Here is a 25,661-nt window from a genome sequence, read left to right on the forward strand (position 1 = left end):
GTTCCCTTAGTAGGTGTCGTGCTTATGCGCTTTGGCAGGTTTTTGCGACGATTGCGCCTGTTCATTTGGGTCTTTGCTGTCATCGGGCAGGTACAGCGGGCCTTTTTGACCACAGGCACTCACGAGGCAGGCGACCGCGACGAGCGCAGCAAGGGAAGAGATCAGGCGCTTCATGGCGAAATCCTTGAATATGCATTAATTGCGCCCGAGTATACCGACCACCTGCCAGCTTGCCTATGCGCCGAAATACCCGTCCAGCGGGGCTTTGCCGAGAAGGCATGGAAGCGGGCTACGCTGGCTGGGGATATTTCGTACCGTCAATCGCGATGAAATCGGTATCCTTTGCAATCGGCGGGGCTCGCCCGTATCGTGCGGCGCTTGAGCAAAACCAGACACTTTTGAGGTTGCCACAATGAGTTTGACCGAAGCCCGTTTTCACGACTTGGTGGATGCTACCCAGCAGGCGCTGGAAGATATTTTCGACGACAGCGGCCTGGACGTGGACCTGGAAAACTCGGCCGGCGTGCTGACCGTCAAATTCGAGAGCGGCCAACAGCTGATCTTCAGCCGCCAGGAGCCTCTGCGCCAACTGTGGCTGGCAGCGCGCTCCGGTGGCGTGCACTTCGACTATGACGAAGAAAGCGGCAAGTGGCAGTGCGACAAGAGCGAAGAACTGTTGGGCGAAATGCTCGCGCGCCTGGTCAGTGAATATACCGACGCTGACCTGGACTTTGATGAGTTGGGGCAGGACGAGATCTGATCGTGAGCCAGCCTGCACCTGTACGCCCGCCCAAGCCACTGTTCAGTAATGTCAGCCCGGCAGTGCCGTCACCTTGTATCAGTTTGTGTCGCCTGGATGAGCAGAAAGTCTGCCTCGGTTGCTTTCGGCACGTCGAAGACATCCGCGAATGGCGCTCCGCCGACGATGCACGGCGCCGGGTGATCTGCGCCCAGGCCGAGCAGCGCAGGGCCCGCGCCTGAGGCTGTCTTGTTTATTTGTGACGCTGTGGTAGTGTCCGGCTACGCCTCAATTCATCGAGGCCCGTGAGAACCCCGCCTTTTTCTGGCGGGGTTTTGCTTTTTTGTGCAGAAAAAAGGAGTCTGCCTGAATCATGACCACCGCACCGTCCATCATCCTCACCCGTCTTGACGTGCAGCGCCTGGAGCAATTGATCGACCGCTTGGGCGATGAGTCTCCCGGCGTTGCAGCGTTGCAAGCCGAACTCGACCGCGCCGAAGACGTGGTTGGCCACGATGAAGTCCCGGCAGGTGTCGTGACCATGAACTCCAGCGTGCATTGTCGCGAGCAAGGCAGTGGCAAGGACTACCATCTGACTCTGGTCTACCCGAAACACGCGAATGCCGATGAAGGCAAGATCTCGATCCTGGCGCCGGTGGGCAGCGCGTTGCTCGGTCTGCAAGTGGGCCAGCACATCGATTGGCCAGCACCGGGTGGCAAAACCCTCAAGCTGGAATTGCTCAGCGTTGAAGGCCAGCCTAAAGATGGCGGCGCCTTTCCTCTCTAAATGTGGCTCAGCGCCTCGTTGAGCGACAGCTCAAGCTCCGCCTTGTAGCGCAGGTACAGGTTACTCGGGCTGTGCACGTCACCGAGCAGGCCTGACAGGTCCAGGTCGGTGATGTAGCAGCGGTAGCGTTCGGTCTCTCGGCGCTGCCCGACGATCTCTTGGGCGACCACGGTAAAAAGCTGGTCGCCGAATTCCAGCTCGCTAAACTCCCGCTGATTGCAGTACAGGGTTATGCCCACTTGGCCCGGCGCGGCTTTGCCGATAATTGCCTGCACGTCATAGAACGGCTTGTTGGCCGGGTTCTGTGGCGCCGGCCTTGGCTCGATGCCGCGTGCGCGACCGCTGCCCGACGGCAACAGTTGGTAATACAACGTTTGCACTGCACTCGGCGGTTCCTGTTGGTCCAGCGGTGACAGCGCGTCCCGGCGATAAATGATCGATTGCAGGAAGCGCTGCAACGGCGCAAGCAAACTCTGCTCGTCATGAAACGGCAGACGTTGTTGCCAAAGTGCGTTGAACTCATCGAGTACATACAACTCGGCGAAGCCTTCGTTGACCCGGTAGAACACCTGTACGCAATTGGCCATGCCCATGGGCAGCAGCAGCGCCAGGTCGTGGTCCTCCAGGGCCATCGCGTCCAGGTGCAGCGGGCTGTAGCTGGCCAGTTCTTCGCTGAGGTAGGCGATTAGCGCGTCCTGGGTCGCAAGCGAAACGTGGGTGGCTTGGCCGGGTATCAACTCCATCACGTGATAGTGCTGCTGCACCTGCAACAGGTAGCGGTGATTGGACTGGCCCAGCAGCAGGTTCTGCGCAGTGTCGAAGATTTCTTCCACGCGCTGGGCAATGAACTGCGCACGGTTGTGGCAAAAGCAGCGCACTCGCAACCGGGGAAGATGGTCTGGCGGCAACTGGTTGAGGTAGTCGCGCAGGCAGTCCAGCAGGGCGTGGGGGCCGTCGTAGCGGCTGACCATCACCTCGTTCCAGCTGTTGAGGGTGACCTGGTCCAGGGTCAGCACCAGGTTGTCGCGCACACCGGCGTAACTCAGGGAGTCCGTGCGCTCGGTGGTCATCAGGATATTCAGGTCGCGGTGATGCTTGAGCGGGTCGACGCCCACGTTGATCAGCAGCAACACTTCTTCGGGCACTGCCGAGCGCAGCAGGCGTTCTTCATCGACGCTGGCCAGGGGCAGGGCGATGGTCTGTTGCAGGCTGCCCAACAGGTTGAACAGCTCGAACTCAGTCATGTCGCTGGCGCCCGGGTGCAGGGCCAGGCGGGTGCTGCTGTCGATCACGCCGTTGCGATGGCACCAGGTGAGCATTTCCAGCAGGTCGCGGCTGCGTTTGATCGGCGCGAAGTGTTCCGATTCCTGGGCCGTCAGGCTGCCGTTGTACAGGCCCCAATAGTGCTGGCCGGGTTCCTTGCGGTTGGGCGATTGCACCAGGGTCAGGGTGTCTTCGGCCAGGTCCGGGGCGATGCCTGGGTTGATGAACTCGACTTTGCCGGCCTTGCGCTCAAAGGCTGCATACAAGCGTCGGCCCAGTACATTGAGATCACGCTTGTTGATCAGGCTGACGGTCTGTTCGGTACGGGCGAACTGGGTCAGGAAGCGATAGCTGTAGTTCAGCTCGTTGACCAGGGCGCGACGCTCGGAAGCCACTTGGCGCACTTTCCACTGGCTGCGGCTGTCCAGCAGGGCCAGTTGGCGTGTGTCCCAGCCCCATTCATGGGCCAGGCGCTCCAGCAGCAAGCGTTGCCAACCGGTGCTGCGCTGGCCGGCGCTGAGCTTGCGGTTGACCTTCAAGTACAGCGCCCGCCGCACCAATTCCAGACGTTCCGGCTCGTTGCGCGCCTTGAGATATTCCTCGATACGGCGGTACACCACGATGTACGGGTCCAGCTCGTCCAGGTCCATTTGGTTGGCAAACACCGCCCGCTTGAAGCGCAGGCTCAGGCAATGCACGTTGGGGTGTTCGCTGGCGTAGACCTCGGTCAGCAGCAGCTTGAGCACCGACTTGTAGGGCGACTCGATGCCCTTGAACAGTTGCCACAGCCCGGCCCCGATGAACTCCCCCGGGGGAATGCGCGCCAGGTGGCCGAGGTCGAGGGTTTCATCGGCGCGGATAAAGCGCTTGGAGATCAGTGTGTGGGTGAACTCGGCATAGCGGGTTTCTTCATACACCGGCACCAGCCACCAGATCGGCGTGCGCCCCGCGAGCCAGATGGCAGTGCGGTAGAACTCATCCAGCAACAGGTAGTGCTGGGTGGTGCCGCAGTCGTCGGAACTGAGTTGGGTGTCGCGTTCGCCCAGTACAAAGCGTGTCGGCTCGATCAGAAAGAAGTGCGCCTCGGCTCCCATGGTCAGGGCCCAGGCTTCCAGCAACTGGCACTTTTTGCGCAGTTCGGCCAACTCGGTTTCGCCAAGGTCCGGCGCGTGGCAGACCCACACGTCCATATCGCTCTGGTCGGCCTGGGCCAGGGTGCCGAGGCTGCCCATCAGGAACAGGCCATGGATAGGCCGGGGCGGGTTGCCATGGCGCGCCTTGTACGAGAACGAGCGAGTCAGGCGCTGGGCTTCGGCCAGGGCTTGGGGGTCGGGTTCGAAGTTCGACAGCCCGGCAGGGGTACTGCCGGAAACATAGCCGGGCAACAGCGGGTGGTTGACGTGGAAAAACAGCGGCAGCAGGGTCAGCACGCTTTGCTGGCGTGGCGTCAGCCCTTCGATGGCGCGGGCCATGCGGCCGTCATTGAGGGCCATGAAGCGCGCGCGCAGTTGGGCCAGCACCTTGCGGTCGATGCCTTCGTCCAGGTCAGGGCGGATCTCGTGGGTGCGGGTCATGTCGGACTCGGTGGCGCGCAGGGCCCGACGTGGGCGGCCGTGTTGGAGTTTACAGCCAGTAGCGTAGGTGGTTTAGAAAGTAATCGGTTTTTGGCGTCAGAACTTTAACCCGTTCACAGCAACGCCCTCGGAATCCGCGTTGGGCGGACTCCATGGGCGGGATCAGGTGTCAGGCAGCTTCTTTGGTGCTGGCAGTCGTAAGAATAGTCAGCAGGGTTTGGGCCTGCTCTGCAGCGTCACGACCCAGGCTGGTCAGATAGCCTCCGTCCGGCTGGTCGATAAGCCCTTTGGCGTGGAGGCGTTTGGCAGCGGCAATAGCAGCGGGAGCGGCGGTCTGGTGGACTTTCAGACCCTCCTTGGTGCTGTCCAATGGGAAGAGTACAAGGATTTCCAGTTCGGCAACCAACTCAGGGGTATACGACATAAGGACTCCAGACTTTCTAAGAATTTATTAGAGGCTAGCAGGCCATAAGGTGAACGCACTTTGCCGAACTGTCCAGTGTGTTGCCGCGTACTGGATTTATTGTTTTTCGGGCGGCAATGTCGGCAGGGCACGCAGTGCAGTTTCATACCATTCGGTATTGAACGCACGGTCTTCTTCCAGCAGTGCGTCAATCTCGACGGCCAGTACGTGGGCCATCAATTGCAGGATTTCTTCACGCTCATAACCGACCAGGGTCAGCTTGTTGAAGGTGGCCTTGGCGGCAGGCGGGTTTTCGCTTTCGATCTGGTTCTCGATGGCTTCGATCAGGGTGTTTTCGGCGAACTCTTCTTCGTCGTTGTCGATATCGGTTGGCTCGCTCATGGCAGGCTCCTTAAGGGAAAGGGCGCCAGTCTACCCCCATTCAGGCAGGTGATGCTGCTGGCAAGGCGTGGCCCTGGGAGCTATAACGCTTGCAGCCAACCCCACACTCGGCCTGGAGGCAGACGCAATGCTCAAGCTCTACGGATTTTCGGTCAGCAACTACTACAACATGGTCAAACTGGCACTGCTGGAGAAGGGGCTGCCTTTCGAAGAGGTGCCTTTTTACGCCGGGCAGACCCCAGAAGCCCTCGCTGTGAGCCCGCGAGGCAAGGTGCCGGTACTGGGCGTGAAACAGGGGTTTATCAACGAAACCAGCGTGATCCTTGAATACATCGAGCAAACCCAGGAAGGGCCTTCGCTGCTGCCGGCCGACTCGTTCCAGCGCGCCCAGGTACTGGCGCTGTGTCGGGAAATCGAGCTGTATATCGAACTGCCTGCCCGTGCCTGCTTCGCCGAAGCGTTCTTTGGCATGCCGGTGCCGGAGGCGATCAAAGACAAGTCCAAGGCCGAGTTGTTGCTGGGGGTTGGCGCGTTGGGCCGACACGGCAAATTCGCACCCTATGTGGCGGGGGAGAGCTTTACGCTGGCGGATCTGTATTTCATGTACAGCGTGAACCTCGCCTGTGGGGTAGGCGAGAAGCTGTTTGGGTTGGATTTGTTGGCGCAGATGCCAGCGGCCAAGGCGTTGCTGGAGAAGTTGCATGCCATGCCCAACGCGCAGAAGGTAGCGGCGGACAGGGAAGCGGCGATGCCGGCGTTTATGGCGATGATTGCTGCCAAGAAATAGGCACCGCCTTTGTGGCGAGGGAGCTTGCTCCCGCTGGAGTGCGAAGCGCTCCCAATATTTTGGGGCCGCTGCGCAGCCCAGCGGGAGCAAGCTCCCTCGCCACAGTTATCAGCGGCTGGCGAGCAACGCCTGACCGCGCACAACGGCTGCCTTCACCTGCACCGGCGCAGTCCCGCCAACATGGTCACGAGCATTCACCGAACCTTCCAGCGTCAGCACAGCAAACACGTCCTGCTCGATCTGGTCGCTGAACTGGCGCAGTTCCTCCAAGCTCATTTCCGCCAGGTCCTTGCCGGTGTCCACGCCGTACTTCACGGCATGGCCGACGATTTCGTGGCAGTCACGGAACGGCAGGCCACGGCGCACCAGGTAGTCCGCCAGGTCGGTGGCGGTAGAGAAGCCGCGCAGCGCCGCTTCACGCATGATCGCGTGCTTGGGCTTGATCGCCGGAATCATGTCGGCAAAGGCGCGCAGCGAGTCGCGCAGGGTGTCGGCGGCGTCGAACAGCGGCTCTTTGTCTTCCTGGTTGTCCTTGTTGTAGGCCAGGGGTTGGCCTTTCATCAGGGTCAGCAGGCCCATCAGTGCGCCGAACACTCGGCCGCTCTTGCCACGTACCAGTTCGGGCACGTCGGGGTTTTTCTTTTGCGGCATGATCGAGCTGCCGGTGCAGAAGCGGTCCGGCAGGTCGATGAACTGGAATTGCGCGCTGGTCCACAGCACCAGCTCTTCGGAGAACCGCGACAGGTGCATCATCGCGATGCTGGCGGCGGCGCAGAATTCGATGGCGAAGTCACGGTCGGACACGCCGTCCAGTGAGTTGCCGCCCACGGCGTCGAAGCCCAGCAGTTGCGCGGTGTATTCACGGTCGATCGGGTAGGTGGTGCCGGCCAGCGCGGCGCTGCCCAGGGGCATGCGGTTGGCGCGCTTGCGGCAGTCCACCAGGCGCTCGTAGTCGCGGCTGAGCATTTCGAACCAGGCCAGCAGGTGGTGGCCGAAGGTCACGGGCTGCGCGGTCTGCAGGTGGGTGAAGCCGGGCATGATGGTGCCGGATTCACGCTCGGCCTGCTCCAGCAGGCCTTTTTGCAGGCGGGTGATTTCGGCCAGGATCAGGTCGATTTCGTCACGCAGCCACAGGCGAATATCGGTCGCGACCTGGTCGTTACGGCTACGGCCGGTGTGCAGCTTCTTGCCGGTCACACCGATGCGGTCGGTGAGGCGGGCCTCGATATTCATGTGCACGTCTTCCAGGTCGACGCGCCAGTCGAACGTCCCGGCTTCGATCTCGCCACGGATGGTGGTCAGGCCGTCGATGATGCTGTCGCGCTCGGCGTCGGTCAGCACGCCGACCTTGGCCAGCATCGTCGCGTGGGCGATGGAGCCCATGATGTCGTGGCGGTACAGGCGCTGGTCGAAGGTGACGGAGGCGGTGAAGCGGGCGACGAAGGCGTCGACGGGTTCACTGAAGCGGCCGCCCCAGGACTGGTTGGTCTTGTCGGTGCTCATGGATTCGCTCGTGATCTGCTTAATAAAGAGGCATGGAAGTGTGTCGGCGATAATAACAGGGTTGCCTGTGCAGGCGGTGCTGCGGGTCGTCGGCATTTTTATTTGTGCAAAGGATGGCTAAGTGCCTTGCCGCCGATCGCGTCCCGGACGAGACTGGAGACAGAGGCTTATTGAAACGATATTTGACGAATGAGCAATGCCGTCGCAGTGAGCGTCTACAGTTGGACTGATAGTGTGTGAATGCACCAAAGTCGGGTGATGCGGTCAGAACCCAGACTATCCATTTAACACGGGGGGTATTCGGATTGTGTATCAGCAAACCCTACGACAATGCCCAAAGGCAGCAGGTCTTGGGCGCTATTGAACAGGTCCGGGTAAATATGGGTGCCGCTGTCAGGGCACTTTTTGCCGCTCGCGCTAGTCTTAGCGTGGATCGCTGTGACGCAAGTCACCGCACCTGTCTACGCTATCCTTGTGCGAGACTCACGCAGGAATCCAGCGCAATATGAATGTCCTGATCGTTGATGACGAACCCCAAGCCCGCGAGCGACTGAGCCGTTTGGTCAGTGATCTCGAGGGTTATACAGTCCTTGAACCGAGTGCCACCACTGGCGAAGAAGCGTTGACGCTGATCGACAGCCTCAAGCCCGACGTGGTGTTGCTCGATATCCGCATGCCGGGTCTTGATGGCCTGCAAGTTGCCGCCCGCCTGAGCGAGCGCGAATCACCGCCAGCGGTGGTGTTTTGTGCGGCTCAGGAAGAGTTTTCCGAGCAGACCTTGGAAGCCAGTGGTGCCAGCTTCGTTGCCAAGCCGGTCACAGGCGAGGCGTTGCTCAAGGCCTTGAAAAAGGCCGAGCGTCCCAACCGCGTTCAACTTGCCGCCTTGACCCAGCCCGCCGCCCAAAGTGGCAACGGGCCGCGCAGCCACATCAGCGCCCGCACACGCAAAGGCATCGAGCTGATTCCCCTGAGCCAGGTGGTCTATTTTATTGCCGACCACAAATACGTGACCCTGCGCCATGAGGCCGGTGAAGTCTTGCTCGATGAGCCGCTCAAGGCCCTTGAGGATGAATTTGGCGACCGCTTCGTGCGTATCCACCGCAACGCGCTGGTGGCCCGCGAACGAATAGAGCGCTTGCAGCGCACGCCGTTGGGGCACTTTCAGCTGTTCCTCAAAGGGCTTAATGGTGATGCCTTGATCGTCAGCCGGCGCCATGTCGCTGGCGTACGCAAAATGATGCAGCAGCTTTAGCCCGAGGGCTGTGGGCAGGGCTGCATTCCTTATCCCGGTGCGACGTGGCCAGGGAGGCCCCGCACTTGCTGATTCAAATCAAAGCGTATTTGCCTGAGCTGTTATTATCTGCCGTATCTATTCAGTACGGATTGATCCATGTCCTCTCGCGAAATCCGCATCGCCACCCGTAAAAGCGCCCTGGCCTTGTGGCAGGCCGAATACGTCAAAGCACGCCTTGAGCAAGCCCACCCAGGCCTCACGGTGTCCCTGGTGCCCATGGTCAGTCGCGGCGATAAGCTGCTGGACTCGCCACTGTCGAAGATCGGCGGCAAAGGCCTGTTCGTCAAGGAGCTGGAAACCGCGCTGCTGGAAAACGAAGCCGACATCGCCGTGCATTCGATGAAGGACGTGCCCATGGACTTCCCCGAAGGCCTGGGCCTGTTTTGCATCTGCGAGCGCGAAGACCCGCGCGATGCCTTTGTTTCCAATACCTATGCTTCCCTGGACGAGCTGCCTCTGGGCAGCATCGTCGGCACCTCCAGCCTGCGCCGCCAGGCACAGTTGCTGACCCGCCGTCCGGACCTGCAAATCCGCTTCCTGCGTGGCAACGTCAACACCCGTCTGGCCAAGTTGGATGCCGGTGAATATGACGCGATCATCCTTGCCGCCGCCGGCCTTATCCGCCTGGGCTTTGAAGACCGTATTACCTCGGCCATCAGCGTCGAAGACAGCTTGCCAGCAGGCGGGCAGGGCGCCGTAGGCATCGAATGCCGCACCGCCGACAGTGAAATCCACGCCCTGCTCAAACCCCTTGATCACCACGACACCGAGGTGCGCGTCACGGCCGAGCGTGCCCTGAACAAGCACCTCAACGGTGGCTGCCAGGTACCGATCGCCTGCTACGCGGTGCTCGAAGGTGAAAACCTATGGCTGCGCGGCCTGGTGGGCGATCCGGAGGGTGGCAACCTGTTGACCGCCGAAGTGCGCGGGCCACAGCGTGACGCCACTGCCCTGGGTATCCAGGTGGCCGAGGAGCTGCTGGACAAGGGCGCTGGCGCCATTCTGCAAAAAGTCTACGGCGAGGCCGGCCCGCAGTGACCCCATGGCGAGTGCTGCTGACGCGGCCTGCCGAGGAGTCGGCGGCGCTGGCGGCGGCGCTGTCGGACGCCGGCATTTTCAGCAGCAGCTTGCCTTTGCTGGACACTGAGCCGCTTCCCATCACTCCAGAGCAGCAGGCTGTGTTCCACGACCTTGGCCGCTATTGCGCGGTGATCGTGGTGAGCAAGCCTGCCGCGCGCCTAGCCGTGCAACAGTTGGAACAAGCCTGGCCACAGCTGCCATGGTTCAGTGTGGGGGCCGCCACCGCACAGGTACTGGCCGATCACGGCCTCAGCGTTCACTATCCCCCCACTGGTGATGACAGCGAGGCCTTGCTTCAACTGCCTGCGTTGCGCGAGGCTATCGCGCAGCCTGCTGCGCGGGTGTTGATCCTGCGGGGCGAGGGTGGTCGAGAGCTGCTAGCTGAGCGTTTGCGCGAGCAAGGTGCTAGTGTCGATTACCTGGAGTTGTATCGTCGGTTCCTCCCGGCCTACGACGTCGGGGTACTGGCCCAACGCATCCAGTTGGAACGCCTGAACGGCCTGGTGGTCAGCAGTGGGCAGGGTTTCTTGAACCTGCAGGCCTTGGCCGGTGCCGATTGGCCCCAGGTGGCGCAGCTACCGTTGTTCGTGCCCAGTGCGCGAGTCCAGGAAATGGCGCGGGCGGCTGGCGCAGAAAAAGTTGTGGATTGTCGCGGCGCAAGTGCCGCGGCTTTGTTAGTGGCGTTGCGCAGCACGACCTTTTAAGGAAGGCCGCCGCCACTCTCTGATACGCAAAGGACGGATACGTGAGCGAAACAGCCTTGCCTAAAGATGAAACCCAACCCGCACTCGATGCGCCGGTTGAGTCACCGGTCACCGCGCCGCGCCGTGGCAATGGCCTGGCAATCGTGGCCTTGCTACTGGGCGCCGCTGGCGTTGCTGCCGGCGGCTGGGGGATCTGGCAGGTCCGCGCCCTGCAAGCCAGCAACCAGCAACAGCTGGGCCAGGTGCAGGTGCTCGATGACCAATCCCAGTCTCTCAAGCAGAGCCAGCAACAACTGGCCGCGCGCCTGGCCCAGTTGCCAGGCGCGGACGAACTTGAGGAGCGCCGCCGCCTGGTCGCCCAGTTGCAGGGCGATCAGCAGCGTTTGAGTCAGCGCTTGGAAACCGTGTTGGGTGCCAGTCGCCAGGACTGGCGTCTGGCCGAAGCCGAGCATTTGATCCGACTGGCAAGCCTGCGCCTCTCCGCGCTGCAAGATATCAACAGCGCCCAGTCGCTGGTGCAGGGCGCCGACGAGATTCTGCGCGAACAGAGTGACCCTGGTTCATACGCCGCCCGCGAGCAACTGGCCAAGAGCCTGGCCGCGCTGCGCAGCACCGAACAGCCAGACCGCACCGGCCTGTACCTGCAATTGGCAGCATTGCGTGACCAGGTAGTGCAACTGGCGGCCATCGCCCCTGAGTATCAGCTGACCGAGCCTGCCTCCCAAGGGCGCCCGACCACCGATACCGACAGCCGCTGGAGCCAGTGGTGGGAGCAGATTTCCCGTTACTTCCGCATCGACTTCAACCCGGACGACAACATCCGCCCACTGCTGGCTGGCCAAGGTTTGAACCAGGTGCGTCTGGCGCTCAGCCTGGCGCTGGAGCAGGCGCAATGGGCGGCGCTCAATGGCGAGTCGGCGGTGTATAGCCGTTCGCTCGGCGAAGCGCGCAGCGTGCTGCAAGACAACTTCAACCAGGACAACCCGCAGAGCAAGGCGATGCTGGCGCGTATCGCCGAGCTTGAGCCCAAGGCGGTGTCGGTGGTAACGCCGGACCTGGCCGCGAGCCTGGCTGCGGTGCAGGCGTACCTTGAGCGTCGGCATCTGTCGGCTGATGAAGCCAAGGCGGCGGCCACATCGCCGAAGCAGGAGTAGAGCCGATGAAGCGTTTCTATGTGATCCTGGTGCTGGCGATTGCCATCGCGCTGGCACTGGCCGTGGGCATTTCGAAACACACCGGCTATGTGCTGATTACCTATCCCCATGTGTTGCATTACGAGTCCAGCCTGTGGGCGACGTTGGTGGCGGTGGCCGCCATCGGCCTGGCGATCTACCTGATCCGCGTGCTGCTGGGCTTGGTGACGACCTCCGGCGGCGTGGTTAACCCATGGTCGCGGCGTAACCGCAGCCGCCGTGTGCAAATCGCCATCGAACAAGGCCAAATGGACCTCGCCGAAGGCCGCTGGGCCAGCGCTGAACGCCACCTGCACCGTGCCGCCGAGGCGGAGCGCCAGCCATTGCTGTATTACCTCGGCGCGGCGCGTGCGGCCAATGAGCAGGGGCGCTACGAAGAGTCCGACGGTTTGCTGGAGCGTGCCTTGGAGCGTCAACCCCAGGCTGAGCTGGCGGTCGCCTTGAGCCACGCGCAGCTGCAATTGGACCGGGGTGATACGGATGGCGCGCTGACCACCTTGCAGGCTATGCATGAACGTCATCCCCATAACGCTCAGGTGCTGCGCCAGTTGCAACGTCTGCATCAGCAGCGGGGCGATTGGTCGTCGGTGATCCGCCTGTTGCCGGAGTTGCGTAAAGACAAGGTGCTGCCCGCCAGCGAGCTGGCTGAGCTGGAACGCCGCGCCTGGGGTGAAAACCTCAGCCTGGCCGCTCAGCGTGAGGAGCAGGGTGAAGCGGGTTTGCAGTCCCTTGAGCGAGCCTGGCAGCAACTGACTTCCGCCCAGCGCCAGGAGCCGCAATTGGTGCTGGCTTATGCCGAGCAGCTGCGTCAGTTGGGTGCCGATGCCAAGGCCGAAGAAGCGCTGCGAGGCGCGATCAAGCGTGATTACGACAGCCACCTGATCCGTCTCTATGGCTTGCTGCGTGGGAGTGACCCGGCCCGGCAATTGAAGTTTGCCGAAGGCTGGCTCAAGGACCATCCCGGCGATGCCAGCCTGCTGCTGACCCTGGGTCGCCTGTGTCTGCAAAACAGTTTGTGGGGCAAGGCGCGGGATTATCTGGAAAGCAGCCTGCACGTGCAGCGCAACCCAGAGGCGTGTGCCGAGTTGGCGCGCTTGCTCGCCCAGTTGGGCGATACCGAGCGCAGCAATCAACTGTTCCAAGAGGGCCTGGGCTTGTTGGATAGTCGCCTGCTGGCGTCGCCACTGCCTGTTCCCGCTCGGGTTTGAAGTAGGAAAGTGTCCGAGGGTTAGCTCAGAAGTGTCTGACCGCTGGCCCTCCGATACCCTGATCAAGACAGGGTCTAGCACCTTCTTCGGCAGAGTCCTACGTTCAGTTTCTTGGCGTCTTGCATCCTCTGATGGGATGTCCTTAGGCTCTCGCGGAAACGTCTGCTCTAGTGCTTATTGAAAGGGGTCAGGCCTTTCCTCTACCGTAGCGGCCTATCTTTCGCGATGCGGATAAAGCATGTCTTTGGCCCCTTCACGCTCCTTGTTTTTCCTCGCGTTCATGGCGGGTGCGCTGACGTTGGGCGCGTCCTTTTATCTTGAGTTCGGGGCCTCTTTGCGTCCGTGCTTCCTGTGCCAGATGCAACGGGTCTTCCTGGCTGCCTTCATGCTGATCAACCTGCTCGGCGCACTCCATAACCCCAAGCATTGCGCCGTTTACATGTACGGGGCGGCAAGCATGGGCTGCGCATTACTGGGCGCCATCACCGCTGTGCGCCAGGTGTTGCTACAAAATGTCGCTCCCGACCAGGCGGCCGATTGCTGGCCCAGCCTGCACTACATGATCGAAAACCTGTCGTTTTGGCAGGCATTGCAATTGACCGTCAAAGGCACTGTCGACTGCGTGGACATCAACTGGACCCTGTTTGACCTGAGCCTTCCGGAATGGAGCCTGTTGTTCTTCGTGGCGATGTTGATCCTGGGTGTCATGCAGTTTTCGCAGTTGCTGCTGAACCCACGTTTGCGCGCTTTTAGGCACTAAAAGCAGGTCGCGGCTTGTAGGACGGGATTAAACACTTGTATGAACTTTCTCTCCTGCGTACCTTGAAGCCATAGTCATGCGGGCATAATCTGGCCCGCACGTGTCATCGAAACCGTTTGTCAGATGCGGCCTTGTCCGGTTGCGGCTTTATCCTTGAAGTGTTGCGCGGGCACCAGGCGGCAGCGCCCCTATAGGGAAGAGAGATCATCATGCTGGAAAGTTGTCAGAATGCTCAGGAACGCTGGGGTGGGGTGCACAAGCTGATCGACAGCTGGTTGAAGGCACGTCACGAACTGGTTCGGGCCTTTGATGCTCTCGGCGCCAAGCCCGAAGCACTGGCTGAAAACCGTGAACCGCTACAGGATTTTTGTGGTGTGTTGGTGGATTACGTGTCGGCCGGTCATTTCGGCGTCTATGAGCAGTTGACCAAGGAGGCAGAAGCCTTTGACGATCAGCGTGGCCTGGAGTTGGCTGAGACGATCTACCCGCGCATCGATGCCATCACCGAACAGTTGTTGGCCTTCACCGACCTGTGTGATGCCGGAAACTGTGTCGCGGCAAAATTCAAAGAGCTGGGTGGGCTGTTGCACGAGCGTTTCGAGCTGGAAGACTGCTTGATCGAAGTGCTGCACAACGCCCACAAGGAAGAGTCTGCGACCCAGGCTTGACCCAGATGGCGAATTAAAAAAACGGTGCGCATTGCGCACCGTTTTTTATTGGGTCAGTGGCGGCTGCCGAGCAACTCGATTTCGAATACCAGCGGTGTATAGGGCGGGATCAACTCGCCTGCGCCGTCAGCGCCGTAGGCTTGGGCGGATGGAATCACCAAGCGCCATTTCGCCCCTACTGGCATCTGTTGCAGCGCACTGCTCCAGCCGCTGATGACACTGTCCAGGCGAAACCATTGCGGTTGGGTGCTCTGATCGAACACCGTCCCATCGGGCAACCGACCGACGTATTTTACCTGCACCTGGTCGCTGGCCATCGGCTTGTTGCCGGTGCCGGGAGTGAGTTCAGTGAGCAGGATTCCATCTGCCAGTTCGCGCACGCCCTTGGTGGCTTTTTCTTTGCTGAGAAATTGTTGTTCGACGGCAAGGGCTTTTTCGCTTTGAGGTAGCTGGGCATCGGCTTCGCTTTGCGCCTCGTGCTGGGCGAGAAGCTGTTCGATGCGTGCGTTTTCCAATGCCAGCGGCTTGCCTTGGTAGGCTTGCTTGAGGCCATCGATCAGGGCTTGGATCTGCAGGTCGGGAACCTCTTGGCGCAGGCGCTCGCCAAGGCTGGCGCCCAGGCTGTAGGCGAGGTCATGCTGATCCTGCTCAGAGGTTTTGGATGGCAATTGCGCGCCCGCATTGGCCACCGAAATCGCCAAGCCCAGCACAAGAAAAAGGTAACGCGACATGGGGCATTCTCCCGCCGAAAGTGCGACGGATTATGCCAGTGTGAATGGGCAAAAAGTGCCGCGTATTTTCGTTATATCGATAAGAATTTTCGTAGGTTGCAACGCAAGGCAAACGATACTGTCAACATGCCCTAGCGGCGGTAAGAGCAGAGGGCTAGTATGAGCCGCACCCAAGTCAGCCAGGAGGTAAACCATGTCGGCCAAACAGAAGCCTGTTAATACCCCGTTGCATTTACTCCAACAACTCTCGGGCAGCTTGCTCGAACATCTGGAAAGCGCTTGTTCCCAAGCACTGGCCGATGCAGAAAAGCTGCTCGCCAAGCTGGAAAAACAACGCGGTAAAGCGCAAGAGAAGCTGCACAAATCCCGCACCAAACTGCAAGACGCCGCCACTGCCGGCAAGGCCAAGGCACAAGCCAAAGCCAAAGACGCCGTTAAAGAACTTGAGGACCTGCTGGACGCCCTCAAGGATCGCCAAGCTGAAACCCGCACCTACATTTCCCAACTCAAAAAAGACGCTCAAGAAAGCCTGAAACTGGCCCAGGGCGTTGGTCGTGTGAAGGAAGCCGTTGCTAAGGTACTGGGCGCTCGCACCCCGGCAAAAGCTGTTGCCAAGCCAGTTGCTAAAACTGCTGCCAAACCAGCCGCCAAGCCAGTTGCTAAAACCGCTGCTGCCAAACCAGCCGCCAAGCCAGTTGCCAAAACTGCTGCTGCCAAGCCAGCCGCTAAGCCAGCTGCCAAAACCGCTGCTGCCAAGCCAGCCGCTAAGCCAGCTGCCAAAACCGCTGCTGCCAAACCAGCTGCTAAGCCAGCTGCCAAAACTGCTGCTGCCAAACCAGCCGCTAAGCCAGCTGCCAAAACTGCTGCTGCGAAACCAGCCGCCAAGCCAGCTGCCAAAACTGCTGCTGCGAAACCAGCCGCTAAGCCAGCTGCCAAAACTGCTGCTGCGAAACCAGCCGCTAAGCCAGTTGCCAAAACTGCTGCTGCGAAACCAGCTGCCAAACCAGCCGCTAAGCCAGCTGCTAAAACCGCTGCTGCGAAACCAGCCGCCAAGCCAGCTGCTAAAACCGCTGCTGCGAAACCAGCCGCCAAGCCAGCTGCCAAACCCGCTGCTGCGAAACCAGCCGCCAAGCCAGCTGCCAAACCCGCTGCTGCGAAACCAGCCGCCAAGCCAGCTGCCAAACCCGCTGCTGCGAAACCGGCCGCTAAGCCAGCTGCCAAACCTGCTGCTGCGAAACCAGCCGCTAAGCCAGTAGCCAAACCAGCTGTTGCCAAGCCAGCAACGCCTGCCGCTACCCCGGCAGCGTCCACCGCTCCAACTGCACCGGCCAGCAGCACTCCTGCACCGGCAGCGCCAAGCACCACCCCAACCAGCGCTTCCTAAGTGCCGGTGGCCACGACGCGCAGCTGCTGCAGCGTGTCGTGGTCAAGGTTGGCGGCATCCTCAGCCGCCAGTCCTTCCAGCCATTGCTGTTGACCCGCCACACCCGTCGGCCATGCCTGCGCCAGTAGCTCCAAGCGCATCAGCAACGCTCGCTCGGCATCCAGCTCCAAGGCTTTGACCCGCTCCCTCAACGTCGCCAACGGCTCATCCTGCTGTGCCAGGGCACGCCATTGCATGCGTAGGTGCCGTAACGGTTCGATGACGTCGGTTCGCCACGGTCGGGCAAGTTGCTGCAGTGCCTGCACACGCTCCGTCTCTAGTGCCACGCCACGCTGCTCCAACCACATGCCACACAGCAGCAGGCACACATCCGCCCCTTGTTCCTGCAAGCGCAGGCACGCGGTTTCGCACCCTGAGCGGGCGTAAGTCGAGAGGGCAAAGCTCCACAGGTCAGCGCACATATTCACACCCAAGCCAGCGGCCAACGAAGCTGGTAGACTCCGCCGCCATTATGATCCGACTTCAAAGCCTAACATTACAGCGTGGCCCGCAACGTCTTCTCGAAGACGCCGAGCTGACCCTGCACGCCGGTCACAAAGCCGGCCTGATCGGTGCCAACGGCGCCGGCAAATCCACGTTGTTCGCCCTGTTGCTGGGTGAGCTGACCCCGGATTCCGGGGACTGCTTGCTGCCGGCCGACTGGCGCATCGCCCATATGCGCCAGGAGATCGACACCCTGGACCGCATCGCGATCGACTACGTGCTCGATGGCGACCTGCGTCTGCGCCAGGTGCAACACGACCTGGCCGAGGCCGAGAAAGCCCAGGACGGTGCCGCCCAGGCACGCCTGCACGCGGAACTCGACAGCGCCGACGGCTACACCGCCGACGCCCGCGCCCGCAAGATGCTCGCCGGCCTCGGTTTTACCAACGAACAGATGGACCGCCCGGTCGCCGACTTCTCCGGCGGCTGGCGCATGCGCCTGAACCTGGCCCAGGCGCTGATGTGCCCTTCGGACCTGCTGCTGCTCGACGAACCGACCAACCACTTGGACCTCGATGCGATCCTGTGGCTGGAAGATTTCCTCAAGAGCTACCAGGGCACCTTGCTGCTGATTTCCCACGACCGGGATTTCCTCGACGCTGTGGTCGATAACATCGCCCACGTCGAACAGAAGAAAATCACCCTCTACCGTGGCGGCTACACCGCGTTCGAACGCGCCCGTGCCGAGCGTTTGGCCCAGCAGCAACAGGCCTTCGAGAAGCAGCAGGCGCAACGTGCGCACATGGAAAGCTACATCGCCCGGTTCAAGGCCCAGGCCACCAAGGCCCGTCAGGCCCAGAGTCGGATCAAGGCGCTGGAGCGCATGGAAGAGCTGTCGGCGGCCCACGTCGATTCGCCGTTCGACTTTGTGTTCCGCGAGTCAGTGAAAATCTCCAGCCCGCTGTTGGACCTGTCGGATGCACGCCTGGGTTATGGCGACAAAACCATCCTGGAGAAGGTCAAGCTGCAACTCACGCCGGGCGCGCGTATCGGTTTGCTTGGCCCTAACGGCGCGGGCAAGTCGACGCTGATCAAGAACCTCTCGGGCGAACTTGAGCCTTTGGCCGGGCGCCTGACCCGTGGCGAGAACACCGTGGTGGGCTACTTCGCCCAGCACCAGTTGGACTCCCTCGATTCCAAGGCCAGCCCGTTGCTGCACTTGCAACGCCTGGCGCCGACCGAGCGCGAGCAGACCCTGCGCGACTTCCTCGGTGGCTTCGACTTCCGTGGCGCGCGCATCGATGAGCCGGTGCTGAATTTCTCCGGCGGCGAAAAAGCTCGCCTGGCCCTGGCGTTGATCGCTTGGGACCGGCCGAACCTGCTGTTGCTCGACGAACCCACCAACCACCTGGACCTGGAAATGCGCCTGGCGCTGACCATGGCCTTGCAGGAATTCAGCGGTGCGGTGTTGGTGGTGTCTCACGATCGCCACTTGCTCAAGAGCACCACCGACAACTTCTTGCTGGTGGCGGACGGTAAAGTCGAAGAGTTCGACGGCGACCTTGACGACTACGCGCGCTGGCTGACCGATTACCGCCTGCGCAACGCGCCGGTCAGCAACACGCCGGTCAACCCGGACAAAACCGACAAGAAAGCCCAGCGCCAGGCTGCCGCCGCGTTGCGTCAACAACTGGCTCCGCACAAGCGTGAAGCCGACAAGCTGGAAGCGGAGCTTGGCAAGGTGCATGAGCGCTTGGCCAAGATCGAAGCCAGCCTGGGCGACAGCGCCGTATATGAAGCCGCCCGCAAGGACGAGCTGCGCGACCTGCTGGCCGAACAGGCCAAGCTCAAGGTACGCGAAGGGCAATTGGAGGAAACCTGGATGGAAGCCCTCGAACTGCTTGAAACCCTGCAAGCGGAGCTGGAGGCGTTGTCCTGATGGAAGCGCTGCAACTGCCGCTGCCGGCGCAATGGATCGAGCCTGTGTGGATCGGCGTGCAAATCCTGCTGATCCTGCTGGCTGGCTACCTGGCCCAGCGTTTTGTCGCCAAGGGCCTCACCCGCCTGGGCGAGCGCTACCCGCTGCCACCGCAACTGCTGATGCCACTGCGCGGTGGCTTGCGCTGGCTGATCATGGGCAGCGCGCTGATCTTTGTGCTGGGCCGCCTGGGCGTTTCCGCCACGGTGCTGTGGACTGCGCTGTCAGGGTTTGTGGCGGTCGCCGCCGTGGCGTTCTTTGCCATGTGGTCGGTGCTGTCCAACCTGCTGTGCGCCATTTTGATCTTCACCGTAGGGCCTTTCCGTATCGGCGATATCGTCGAGTTGGTGGATACCGTCGACAAACCGGGCGTCAAAGGGCGGGTAGTCGCGATCAATCTGCTCTACACCACGCTGATCGAAGTGGCCGAAGCCGGCACCGACAGTGCGATGGTGCAGGTGCCTAACAGCCTGTTCTTCCAGCGCTCGGTGCGCCGCTGGATTTCGCCTGCGTAAAAATCTATAGCCAGGCCTCGGTGCTCGGAGTTAGCTTAACGCTCACGACGAATTTGAAACGAGGTGTGTAATGGCACTCGATACATGGCTGGCCTTTTTCGTGGCCAGTTGGATCATCTCCCTTTCCCCTGGTGCTGGCGCCATCGCCTCGATGTCCAGCGGCCTGCAATACGGTTTTGTGCGCGGTTATTGGAACGCCATTGGCCTGCAAATCGGCCTGGCGATGCAGATTGCCGTGGTCGCCGGCGGCCTGGGTGCCATTTTGGCGACGTCCTCTACCGCGTTCTATGCGATCAAATGGTTTGGCGTGGCGTACCTGGTGTACCTGGCCATCAAGCAATGGCGCGCCTTGCCCATGGACATGACCGATGACGCGGCCGTGCGCCCGATCGGCAAACCGATGGCGATGATGTTCCGAGGTTTCCTGGTCAACGCCAGCAACCCCAAGGCCTTGGTGTTCATGCTGGCGGTACTGCCGCAGTTCGTGAACCCGCAGGCGCCGCTGCTGATCCAGTACGTGATCCTGGGTGCGACGATGATTGCCGTCGATATGATCGTGATGGCGGGGTATACGGGGTTGGCGTCGAAGGTGTTGCGCTTGTTGCGCACGCCCAAGCAGCAGAAGCGGATGAACCGTACGTTTGCGGGGTTGTTTGTGGGGGCGGCGGGTTTCCTCGCCAGCCTGCATCGCGCGACGGCATAGATCGCGATTTGGCTGAAGGAACCCAATCAAAATGTGGGAGCGGGCTTGCTCGCGAATGCGGTAGATCAGCCGGTACATCGGGTGACTGACACTCCGTCTTCGCGAGCAAGCCCGCTCCCACATTGGTTTGTGGTGCTTGTGAAATCGTGGCTCAGCGCAAGATTTTCGGCGCTTCATCCCTCGGCAAGTTATTACGCAACACCGGCTGGCCCGGCTCTTGATAACCACCACCCAACTGCTCCGCCAACTGCCGCGCCACATCTTCACCCAGCGCTTTCGATACTTCTTTCACCACCCGCGGCCGATTCAGGCTCACGCGCACGTCGCGGCTGTTCACCAGTTTGGTGTCCTGGCCTTCACCCATGGCGGTAAACGCCGAGGTGATCTCGTAAGTGCGAGTGTTGATCAGGCTGAAATCCGCCACCAGCGTCAGGCCCAGCACCGCCGAGTAGCTGTTGGTGTGGTCCAGGGCGTTGATGTCTTGGGTGAAGTCGATATCCGACAGCGTGCCGAACAGCACGTAGTCAGCGCCCTTGAAGTTGCCAGCCTTGATGCGCTTGATCACGTCGTAGACGTCACCCTTGGCATCGGCGGTGTAGGGCGTGCCCTGCACCAGTTGGAACTGGCGGGATTTGAGGATCTCGCCCTTGATATCGCCACTGAATTTGCGCAACTCAGTCTGTTCGATATAGCTGGTACGGCTTTCGTACTCGCTGTAGTTCGACGCGCCGCTGGCGTGGTAGGCGCTTGCCTGCATGTTGTTGCTGGCCGACACCTGGTGGATGTATTCCTCGACCCGCGCCTCGTAGGCCAGGTCGGTTACCGCGATTTTCGGGGCGGCCGAGGCGCCAAAGGCGCACAGCAGGCCGATCAAACCGATCCATGCACGCATTGCTTAGCGCTCCGTGGTCTTGCGGATTTCTTTTTCGTCCATCCATTCGGCCAGGCCGCTCTCGACGTCGATCAGTTGCAGGCTGAACTTGTAGAACACGTCCTTGTAGTCAGAGCTGCGCTTGACGATGGAGCTGATGGAGCCTTCCAGGCGGTACTTGGCAGCGACCATATTGCCGGTCTTGCTCACCGTGGACTTCTTGTACAGGCCGCTCTGGTTCTGCAACTTGAGCTGGTCCACCTGGCTTTGCATGTCGGTGTTGTCGCTGGCAAAGCGTGCGGTGCCGGTCTTCATCAATTGGGTCTTGATCGACGTGGTGATCTCGCGGGTATCGATGTACTCGCTGGTCTTGTTCTTCACGTCGTACACCTGCACCACCGGGCGGCCTTGCAGGATGCCGGACTGAGCCAGGGAGCGGGTCATGGTTTCGGCGATCATCTGCAGGTCGGTGGAGCCGAACTCGTTGGTCACGGTTTCCACGGCCTTGGTGTCGCCGTAGCTGATGTTCTTGCTGCCCAGGACCGGCGATGTGTTGGAGCAACCGCTGGCCAGGACGGCAACCACGGCGAGGATCGAGAAGCGTGCAAACATGGGGAAATCTCTCCAGAGCTGAATAGGGGCGGGCGTCAAGGCGTCTTCACTTCAAGGCGGAAGTCCGCCGCTTGCGGCAAGTTGGCGATGGCGGGCAGGAAGGTCGCCTGGTTGGCGTACAGGTTCAGCACTTTCCAGGTGTCTTCGTCGCCCACCGGGAAGCCATCGGCGCCCAGCCAGGCGAAGCGGTAGTACATCGTCTGGTTGCTGCTGGTGATGTTGCTCAACTGCACCTTGGCGGTGAGGAAGCCGTTCTCGCGGGCCACGCGGATGGCGCCGACGGCGATGCCCTTGAACTTGCCCATCACCACGATTTTGCTCGCAGCGCTGCCAGGTTCCGGCGGCGGCGGGGTGGCGCAGCCGGCAAGCAGGACCAGCGCCAGGGCGCCGAGGATGAAATGACGCATAGCGTGCTCCTTAAGGTTGTTTGAGGGCGATGGCTTGGGTGGCCTGGCTCGGTACCACATGCGCCGCAAGGCCGCCGGCGAACACCTGGTTGCCGACCACGCGCAGGGTGATCACTTGGTAGCGCTGGTCGGCCTTGACCGTCACCAGCGTGCCGCCCAGGGCATTGGGCAGGCTGACCTGGTGCTCGCCGTGCTTGAGGCGCAGGCGGGTGACCTGGGTCATGTCCGGCAGGGTGCGCCAGGTGCGGGTGTCGGCCCCTTCGGCGACGGCGGAGGCGATGCCCAGCACCAGGCCTGCCATGGGGTTGGTCTTGTTCAGGTTGTTCTGTGCCACGCCACGCGTAACCGCACGCACGGTGGTGCGCAAAATGATCCCTGGCATGTCATCGCGCAGGGCGCGGCGGGACATGGCGGTGGTGCTATTGAGCGGGGTGAGGTTCTGTTGCTGGCCGTCGATACCGATCTGGGCGAAGGTCGCCGTGGAGGTATCGGCCTTGATTACCGGGAACGACAGCGGGGTGATCACCAGGTTGCCGTTGATCGGGATCGGCAGCGGCAGCCGAATCGAGTCGCGGGCCGGCGCCAAGCCGCTCTGGACCACGATCAGCACCTCGGTTTCGTCGGCGCCGACCTTGGATTTGTCCAGGTCCAGCAACGCTTGCTCCAACAGCGGGGTGTTGGGGCGCAACTCGGCCGCTTTGCGGTAACCAGGGGCGGCCAGGTCTTTTTCACCCAGGGCCTCGTAGACGAAGCCGGCCAGGTAATGGCTGAACGCGCTCTGGTAGCTGTTTTTCAGGCCGACCACTTCCGGCGCGTCCAGGGCCTCCACTGGGTAGCCGCGCAGGTCTTTCATCTGGGTGGTCACGCCTTCGCGCTCGGCTTCATCTTCGCGCTTGAGGTATTCCTTGTCCCGCAGGTCGGCGATGACGGCTTCGCGCTCGTGGGTTTTCTTGATTTCGGTGCGGGCGCCGTCGAAGTCATTCAGGGCCAGCAGGTTCAAGGCCATCTGAGTGGTCAGCATGACTTTTTCGTAGTCGTAGCCTTCGTAGCGACGCACTTTGTCGTTGGCCAGGAAGCTACCGAACTGGGCAAGGTATTTTGCACTGTCGAACTTGACCGATTCTTCCCACTTGTAGACCTGCAGGTCGGCGCTGCGCCACGCGGTCTGGCTGCCAGTGAGGTCGCCCTTGGCCCGCAGCAACTCGCCCTTTTCGAAGAAATAGAGCAGGTCTTTGTCTTCGCCGGTGTTGTTTTTTTCCAGCAGGGTCAAGGCGGCGTCCACATTGCCGGTGGCCAATTGCTGGTTGGTGGCTTGCAACTCGGTGTCGTAGCTGCGGAACATCGAACAGCCGGAGAGCAAGGTAACCGCCGCGAGCGCGAACGGAGTCAAGGCGCGAAATGCCATGCAAACTTCTTCCCTGAAATGATCAGTCGGTGTGGTGATTCCTCATAAAAACGAGGAACGAAATTCCCTTTCGCACTAACAGGGCGCGGCATTATAAACGCCGTTACTGGCTAAACAATGGCTTATTGATGTGACGCAATCGACAAAAAGCCATCACTGAGCTCCGAAAAATACCCGCCTGTTTTAAACGCCACATCACTTACGCCTTGAGTCAAACCTGCTAAGCCTTAACAATGTGTTACTTCGTATTTCCCTCTGAGATTCATTCATGACTGCCCCCTTCCGTTTTCTCGCCTGGCTGCTGTTGCCGGCGTTGATGTCGTGCAGCTTCAATCTGTTGGCCGCAACTGCCGAAGGCGCTCCGCAAGCCCTGCATTTGCTGGACTACATTGGTGCTGACTACCCTCCTACAGTGGAGGCGGGCAAGGTTATTGATGAGTCTGAATACCGTGAGCAGGTCGAGTTTCTAGGCGTGTTGCAAGGCTTGGTCGCAGAACTGCCGCAACGCCCGGAGCGCGACGCATTAGTCAAAGGCGTCGACGAACTGAAAGCCGCTGTAACCGGCCATCAGGATGGCGCGACAGTGGCCCGTCAGGCCCGTCAATTGGGTGCCCAACTCGCGGTTGCCTATGAAGTGAGCCAAGCCCCGGCCATTACTCCCGACCCCACCCGAGGCGCTCCGCTTTACGCGCAGCATTGCTCGGTGTGCCACGGCGTTGCCGGTGCCGGCGATGGCCCTGCGGGCATGGGCATGACGCCGCCACCCGCCAACCTCACAGACGCCACGCGCTTGGACCGCCTGAGCCTTTACGCGATCTATAACACCTTGGGCCTGGGTGTCGAAGGCACCGATATGCCGTCCTTCGCCGACCAACTGGACGACCGCCAACGCTGGGACCTGGCCACCTACATTGCCGGTTTCACCGCCGACCCGGCCGCGGCTAAAAGTGAGCAACCGTTCAACCTCGCTGACCTGGCTCGCCAGACCCCCAATGAAGTACTCGCCGCCAACGGCCCAGCCGCTGCTGCGACCTTCCGCGCCCAACGTGCGCAACCGCCCCAGGTCAAGCGTGGTCCCGCGCAGTTGCTCGACTACACCGCCGCTACCCTGGACAAGAGCCTCGCCGCCTTCCGCAACGGCGACCACGAACAGGCCTACGACCTGTCTGTTGCCGCGTACTTGGAAGGTTTCGAGCTGGTGGAAAGCTCCCTGGACAACGTTGACGCCAACGTGCGCAAGGACACCGAAAAAGCGCTGATGGCCTACCGGCAGTCGTTGCAGGACGGCTTGCCGCTGGAGCAGGTGCAACAGCGCCTGGACGTGGCCAAGGGCAAGCTCACCGAATCGGCCGGCCTGTTGGGCAGCGACGGTTTGAGCTGGTCATTGAGCTACATCTCCGGCCTGTTGATCCTGCTGCGTGAAGGTTTGGAAGCGATTTTGGTGTTGGCGGCGATCCTGGCGTTCCTGCGTAACACTGGCCAGCAGTCGGCAGTGCGCAGCGTCAACGTGGGTTGGGGCCTGGCGCTGTTGGCCGGCTTGGCCACCTGGGCGTTGGCGGCGTATGTGATCGACGTGAGCGGCGCCCAGCGCGAATTGCTCGAAGGCTGCACCGCGCTGTTTGCCAGTGTGATGGTGCTGTGGCTGGGGGTGTGGATGCACGACCGCCGCCACGCGGCCGCCTGGCAGGACTACATCAAGAGCAGCCTGGTGGGCGGCGGCGGGCGGTTTGGTTTTGCGATGCTGGCGTTCTTCTCGGTGTACCGCGAACTGTTCGAAGTGATCCTGTTCTACGAAACCCTATGGCTGCAAGCGGGCCCGGCCGGGCACAACGCGGTATTGGCCGGTGGTGCTACGGCGCTGGTGCTGCTGGTGGGCCTGGCGTGGGTGATCCTGCGCGGTTCGGCGAAGCTGCCGCTGGCGTTGTTCTTCGGCATCAATGCGGCGTTGCTGTGCGCGCTGTCGGTGGTGTTTGCCGGGCATGGGGTGAAGGCGTTGCAGGAAGCCGGCATCTTCGGTACGCGACCGGTGGCGTTCTTTGACTTTGACTGGCTGGGTATTCATGCCGATGCGTATTCGCTGAGTGCGCAGGCGGTGGCGATCCTGGCGATTGTGGTGTTGTATGGTCGCAGTCGATTGGCCGAGAAGCGTCGCGTTACTGCTTAAGTCTTAAGTGGGCACCGCCGCTCCCACATTGGATCGATGTTGC

At 61.2% G+C, this 25,661-nt stretch carries 27 protein-coding genes; 16 read left to right on the plus strand and 11 right to left on the minus strand.

Annotated elements, in window-relative coordinates:
• Positions 1-6 precede the first annotated feature (6 nt).
• On the minus strand, positions 7-174 hold the full coding sequence (lptM, locus tag ACLD1Y_RS01075; protein WP_017845169.1) for an LPS translocon maturation chaperone LptM: 168 nt from the start codon (positions 172-174) through the stop codon (positions 7-9).
• Between the two features lie 238 nt (positions 175-412).
• On the opposite strand from lptM, the gene cyaY reads away from it, so the two are divergent.
• The 3 genes from cyaY to rnk all read left to right on the plus strand — a co-directional run bounded on the left by cyaY (position 413) and on the right by rnk (position 1,526).
• Positions 413-760: an iron donor protein CyaY gene (gene cyaY, locus ACLD1Y_RS01080; protein ID WP_429474672.1), complete on the plus strand. Its 348-nt coding sequence runs from the start codon at positions 413-415 to the stop codon at positions 758-760.
• Positions 761-762: 2 nt separating this feature from the next.
• The gene (locus ACLD1Y_RS01085) at positions 763-981 is read left to right on the plus strand and encodes a DUF1289 domain-containing protein (protein WP_429474674.1); all 219 of its coding nucleotides are present in this window, start codon (positions 763-765) and stop codon (positions 979-981) included.
• 131 nt (positions 982-1,112) lie between these two features.
• A complete protein-coding gene (gene rnk, locus ACLD1Y_RS01090; RefSeq protein WP_429474676.1) occupies positions 1,113-1,526 on the plus strand; it encodes a nucleoside diphosphate kinase regulator in 414 nt (137 codons plus the stop codon).
• Here rnk and ACLD1Y_RS01095 read toward each other — a convergent pair.
• The 3 genes from ACLD1Y_RS01095 to ACLD1Y_RS01105 form a co-directional block, all read right to left on the minus strand.
• On the minus strand, positions 1,523-4,363 hold the full coding sequence (locus ACLD1Y_RS01095) for a class I adenylate cyclase (RefSeq protein ID WP_429474678.1): 2,841 nt from the start codon (positions 4,361-4,363) through the stop codon (positions 1,523-1,525). The genes rnk and ACLD1Y_RS01095 overlap by 4 nt on opposite strands.
• A 169-nt stretch (positions 4,364-4,532) precedes the next feature.
• Positions 4,533-4,787 (minus strand): TIGR02647 family protein, encoded by a 255-nt coding sequence (locus tag ACLD1Y_RS01100; RefSeq protein WP_110620436.1) that lies wholly within the window; start codon positions 4,785-4,787, stop codon positions 4,533-4,535.
• Positions 4,788-4,883: 96 nt separating this feature from the next.
• Entirely contained in the window at positions 4,884-5,168 is a 285-nt protein-coding gene (locus tag ACLD1Y_RS01105; RefSeq protein WP_135289356.1) for a hypothetical protein, read from the minus strand.
• Between the two features lie 127 nt (positions 5,169-5,295).
• On the opposite strand from ACLD1Y_RS01105, the gene ACLD1Y_RS01110 reads away from it, so the two are divergent.
• The gene (locus ACLD1Y_RS01110; protein ID WP_429474680.1) at positions 5,296-5,955 is read left to right on the plus strand and encodes a glutathione S-transferase family protein; all 660 of its coding nucleotides are present in this window, start codon (positions 5,296-5,298) and stop codon (positions 5,953-5,955) included.
• A gap of 108 nt (positions 5,956-6,063) precedes the next feature.
• On the opposite strand, the gene argH is transcribed toward ACLD1Y_RS01110, so the two are convergent.
• Positions 6,064-7,458: an argininosuccinate lyase gene (argH, locus tag ACLD1Y_RS01115; RefSeq protein ID WP_429474682.1), complete on the minus strand. Its 1,395-nt coding sequence runs from the start codon at positions 7,456-7,458 to the stop codon at positions 6,064-6,066.
• A 505-nt stretch (positions 7,459-7,963) separates the two neighbouring features.
• Between argH and ACLD1Y_RS01120 the strand changes: the two genes are divergently transcribed.
• The 7 genes from ACLD1Y_RS01120 (at position 7,964) to rsd (ending at position 14,365) form a co-directional block, all read left to right on the plus strand.
• Positions 7,964-8,710, plus strand: a complete 747-nt coding sequence (locus tag ACLD1Y_RS01120) for a LytR/AlgR family response regulator transcription factor (RefSeq protein WP_429474684.1) — start codon at positions 7,964-7,966, stop codon at positions 8,708-8,710.
• Positions 8,711-8,848: 138 nt separating this feature from the next.
• The gene (hemC, locus tag ACLD1Y_RS01125; protein WP_429474686.1) at positions 8,849-9,790 is read left to right on the plus strand and encodes a hydroxymethylbilane synthase; all 942 of its coding nucleotides are present in this window, start codon (positions 8,849-8,851) and stop codon (positions 9,788-9,790) included.
• Positions 9,787-10,536, plus strand: coding sequence for a uroporphyrinogen-III synthase (locus tag ACLD1Y_RS01130; protein WP_429474688.1), 750 nt, complete (start codon positions 9,787-9,789; stop codon positions 10,534-10,536). The genes hemC and ACLD1Y_RS01130 overlap by 4 nt, the downstream gene beginning before the upstream one ends.
• 41 nt (positions 10,537-10,577) lie before the next feature.
• Positions 10,578-11,690 (plus strand): uroporphyrinogen-III C-methyltransferase, encoded by a 1,113-nt coding sequence (locus tag ACLD1Y_RS01135; RefSeq protein WP_429474690.1) that lies wholly within the window; start codon positions 10,578-10,580, stop codon positions 11,688-11,690.
• Between the two features lie 5 nt (positions 11,691-11,695).
• Entirely contained in the window at positions 11,696-12,937 is a 1,242-nt protein-coding gene (locus ACLD1Y_RS01140; RefSeq protein ID WP_429474692.1) for a heme biosynthesis protein HemY, read from the plus strand.
• 238 nt (positions 12,938-13,175) lie between these two features.
• Complete coding sequence (locus ACLD1Y_RS01145) at positions 13,176-13,697, plus strand: disulfide bond formation protein B (RefSeq protein ID WP_429474694.1); 522 nt, start codon at positions 13,176-13,178, stop codon at positions 13,695-13,697.
• Positions 13,698-13,906: 209 nt separating this feature from the next.
• The gene (gene rsd, locus ACLD1Y_RS01150; RefSeq protein WP_429474696.1) at positions 13,907-14,365 is read left to right on the plus strand and encodes a sigma D regulator; all 459 of its coding nucleotides are present in this window, start codon (positions 13,907-13,909) and stop codon (positions 14,363-14,365) included.
• 53 nt (positions 14,366-14,418) lie between these two features.
• On the opposite strand, the gene ACLD1Y_RS01155 is transcribed toward rsd, so the two are convergent.
• Positions 14,419-15,096: an FKBP-type peptidyl-prolyl cis-trans isomerase gene (locus tag ACLD1Y_RS01155; RefSeq protein ID WP_429474698.1), complete on the minus strand. Its 678-nt coding sequence runs from the start codon at positions 15,094-15,096 to the stop codon at positions 14,419-14,421.
• A gap of 193 nt (positions 15,097-15,289) precedes the next feature.
• On the opposite strand from ACLD1Y_RS01155, the gene ACLD1Y_RS01160 reads away from it, so the two are divergent.
• On the plus strand, positions 15,290-16,480 hold the full coding sequence (locus ACLD1Y_RS01160; protein WP_429474700.1) for an AlgP family protein: 1,191 nt from the start codon (positions 15,290-15,292) through the stop codon (positions 16,478-16,480).
• Here ACLD1Y_RS01160 and ACLD1Y_RS01165 read toward each other — a convergent pair.
• Positions 16,477-16,941, minus strand: coding sequence for a TIGR02444 family protein (locus tag ACLD1Y_RS01165; protein WP_429474702.1), 465 nt, complete (start codon positions 16,939-16,941; stop codon positions 16,477-16,479). The two genes, ACLD1Y_RS01160 and ACLD1Y_RS01165, sit on opposite strands and share 4 nt — an antisense overlap.
• Positions 16,942-16,991: 50 nt before the next feature.
• On the opposite strand from ACLD1Y_RS01165, the gene ACLD1Y_RS01170 reads away from it, so the two are divergent.
• From ACLD1Y_RS01170 to ACLD1Y_RS01180, 3 genes are all read left to right on the plus strand, one after another.
• Complete coding sequence (locus ACLD1Y_RS01170) at positions 16,992-18,902, plus strand: ATP-binding cassette domain-containing protein (RefSeq protein WP_429474704.1); 1,911 nt, start codon at positions 16,992-16,994, stop codon at positions 18,900-18,902.
• Entirely contained in the window at positions 18,902-19,456 is a 555-nt protein-coding gene (locus ACLD1Y_RS01175) for a mechanosensitive ion channel domain-containing protein (RefSeq protein WP_122485151.1), read from the plus strand. The genes ACLD1Y_RS01170 and ACLD1Y_RS01175 overlap by 1 nt, the downstream gene beginning before the upstream one ends.
• 70 nt (positions 19,457-19,526) lie before the next feature.
• Complete coding sequence (locus tag ACLD1Y_RS01180; RefSeq protein ID WP_135290740.1) at positions 19,527-20,159, plus strand: LysE family transporter; 633 nt, start codon at positions 19,527-19,529, stop codon at positions 20,157-20,159.
• A gap of 151 nt (positions 20,160-20,310) precedes the next feature.
• Here ACLD1Y_RS01180 and ACLD1Y_RS01185 read toward each other — a convergent pair whose 3' ends face one another.
• The 4 genes from ACLD1Y_RS01185 to ACLD1Y_RS01200 are packed head-to-tail and all read right to left on the minus strand — an operon-like array spanning position 20,311 to position 23,454.
• Positions 20,311-21,051 carry a penicillin-binding protein activator LpoB gene (locus ACLD1Y_RS01185; protein ID WP_429474708.1) on the minus strand — a complete coding sequence of 247 codons (741 nt, stop codon included), beginning with the start codon at positions 21,049-21,051 and terminating at the stop codon, positions 20,311-20,313.
• A gap of 3 nt (positions 21,052-21,054) precedes the next feature.
• On the minus strand, positions 21,055-21,642 hold the full coding sequence (gene lpoB / locus ACLD1Y_RS01190; RefSeq protein ID WP_429474710.1) for a penicillin-binding protein activator LpoB: 588 nt from the start codon (positions 21,640-21,642) through the stop codon (positions 21,055-21,057).
• A 35-nt stretch (positions 21,643-21,677) separates the two neighbouring features.
• Positions 21,678-22,049, minus strand: a complete 372-nt coding sequence (locus ACLD1Y_RS01195) for a YcfL family protein (protein ID WP_017530843.1) — start codon at positions 22,047-22,049, stop codon at positions 21,678-21,680.
• 10 nt (positions 22,050-22,059) lie between these two features.
• Complete coding sequence (locus ACLD1Y_RS01200; protein WP_429474712.1) at positions 22,060-23,454, minus strand: COG3014 family protein; 1,395 nt, start codon at positions 23,452-23,454, stop codon at positions 22,060-22,062.
• A gap of 268 nt (positions 23,455-23,722) precedes the next feature.
• Here ACLD1Y_RS01200 and ACLD1Y_RS01205 point away from each other — a divergent pair, with 268 nt between their 5' ends.
• Positions 23,723-25,618: an FTR1 family protein gene (locus tag ACLD1Y_RS01205; RefSeq protein ID WP_429474714.1), complete on the plus strand. Its 1,896-nt coding sequence runs from the start codon at positions 23,723-23,725 to the stop codon at positions 25,616-25,618.
• Positions 25,619-25,661 lie beyond the last annotated feature (43 nt).

The organism is Pseudomonas sp. 18175 (genome assembly GCF_050432925.1).
In the GTDB taxonomy this organism is placed as follows: domain Bacteria; phylum Pseudomonadota; class Gammaproteobacteria; order Pseudomonadales; family Pseudomonadaceae; genus Aquipseudomonas.

What these genes read in the sequence shown, in the direction of transcription:
- lptM (WP_017845169.1), bottom strand. Translation starts at nt 174, where the DNA reads ATGAAGCGCCTGATCTCTTCCCTTGCTGCGCTCGTCGCGGTCGCCTGC.
- cyaY (WP_429474672.1), top strand. Translation starts at nt 413, where the DNA reads ATGAGTTTGACCGAAGCCCGTTTTCACGACTTGGTGGATGCTACCCAG.
- rnk (WP_429474676.1), top strand. Translation starts at nt 1,113, where the DNA reads ATGACCACCGCACCGTCCATCATCCTCACCCGTCTTGACGTGCAGCGC.
- ACLD1Y_RS01095 (WP_429474678.1), bottom strand. Translation starts at nt 4,363, where the DNA reads ATGACCCGCACCCACGAGATCCGCCCTGACCTGGACGAAGGCATCGAC.
- ACLD1Y_RS01100 (WP_110620436.1), bottom strand. Translation starts at nt 4,787, where the DNA reads ATGTCGTATACCCCTGAGTTGGTTGCCGAACTGGAAATCCTTGTACTC.
- ACLD1Y_RS01105 (WP_135289356.1), bottom strand. Translation starts at nt 5,168, where the DNA reads ATGAGCGAGCCAACCGATATCGACAACGACGAAGAAGAGTTCGCCGAA.
- ACLD1Y_RS01110 (WP_429474680.1), top strand. Translation starts at nt 5,296, where the DNA reads ATGCTCAAGCTCTACGGATTTTCGGTCAGCAACTACTACAACATGGTC.
- argH (WP_429474682.1), bottom strand. Translation starts at nt 7,458, where the DNA reads ATGAGCACCGACAAGACCAACCAGTCCTGGGGCGGCCGCTTCAGTGAA.
- ACLD1Y_RS01120 (WP_429474684.1), top strand. Translation starts at nt 7,964, where the DNA reads ATGAATGTCCTGATCGTTGATGACGAACCCCAAGCCCGCGAGCGACTG.
- hemC (WP_429474686.1), top strand. Translation starts at nt 8,849, where the DNA reads ATGTCCTCTCGCGAAATCCGCATCGCCACCCGTAAAAGCGCCCTGGCC.
- ACLD1Y_RS01140 (WP_429474692.1), top strand. Translation starts at nt 11,696, where the DNA reads ATGAAGCGTTTCTATGTGATCCTGGTGCTGGCGATTGCCATCGCGCTG.
- ACLD1Y_RS01145 (WP_429474694.1), top strand. Translation starts at nt 13,176, where the DNA reads ATGTCTTTGGCCCCTTCACGCTCCTTGTTTTTCCTCGCGTTCATGGCG.
- rsd (WP_429474696.1), top strand. Translation starts at nt 13,907, where the DNA reads ATGCTGGAAAGTTGTCAGAATGCTCAGGAACGCTGGGGTGGGGTGCAC.
- ACLD1Y_RS01155 (WP_429474698.1), bottom strand. Translation starts at nt 15,096, where the DNA reads ATGTCGCGTTACCTTTTTCTTGTGCTGGGCTTGGCGATTTCGGTGGCC.
- ACLD1Y_RS01160 (WP_429474700.1), top strand. Translation starts at nt 15,290, where the DNA reads ATGTCGGCCAAACAGAAGCCTGTTAATACCCCGTTGCATTTACTCCAA.
- ACLD1Y_RS01165 (WP_429474702.1), bottom strand. Translation starts at nt 16,941, where the DNA reads ATGTGCGCTGACCTGTGGAGCTTTGCCCTCTCGACTTACGCCCGCTCA.
- ACLD1Y_RS01170 (WP_429474704.1), top strand. Translation starts at nt 16,992, where the DNA reads ATGATCCGACTTCAAAGCCTAACATTACAGCGTGGCCCGCAACGTCTT.
- ACLD1Y_RS01175 (WP_122485151.1), top strand. Translation starts at nt 18,902, where the DNA reads ATGGAAGCGCTGCAACTGCCGCTGCCGGCGCAATGGATCGAGCCTGTG.
- ACLD1Y_RS01180 (WP_135290740.1), top strand. Translation starts at nt 19,527, where the DNA reads ATGGCACTCGATACATGGCTGGCCTTTTTCGTGGCCAGTTGGATCATC.
- ACLD1Y_RS01185 (WP_429474708.1), bottom strand. Translation starts at nt 21,051, where the DNA reads ATGCGTGCATGGATCGGTTTGATCGGCCTGCTGTGCGCCTTTGGCGCC.
- lpoB (WP_429474710.1), bottom strand. Translation starts at nt 21,642, where the DNA reads ATGTTTGCACGCTTCTCGATCCTCGCCGTGGTTGCCGTCCTGGCCAGC.
- ACLD1Y_RS01195 (WP_017530843.1), bottom strand. Translation starts at nt 22,049, where the DNA reads ATGCGTCATTTCATCCTCGGCGCCCTGGCGCTGGTCCTGCTTGCCGGC.
- ACLD1Y_RS01200 (WP_429474712.1), bottom strand. Translation starts at nt 23,454, where the DNA reads ATGGCATTTCGCGCCTTGACTCCGTTCGCGCTCGCGGCGGTTACCTTG.
- ACLD1Y_RS01205 (WP_429474714.1), top strand. Translation starts at nt 23,723, where the DNA reads ATGACTGCCCCCTTCCGTTTTCTCGCCTGGCTGCTGTTGCCGGCGTTG.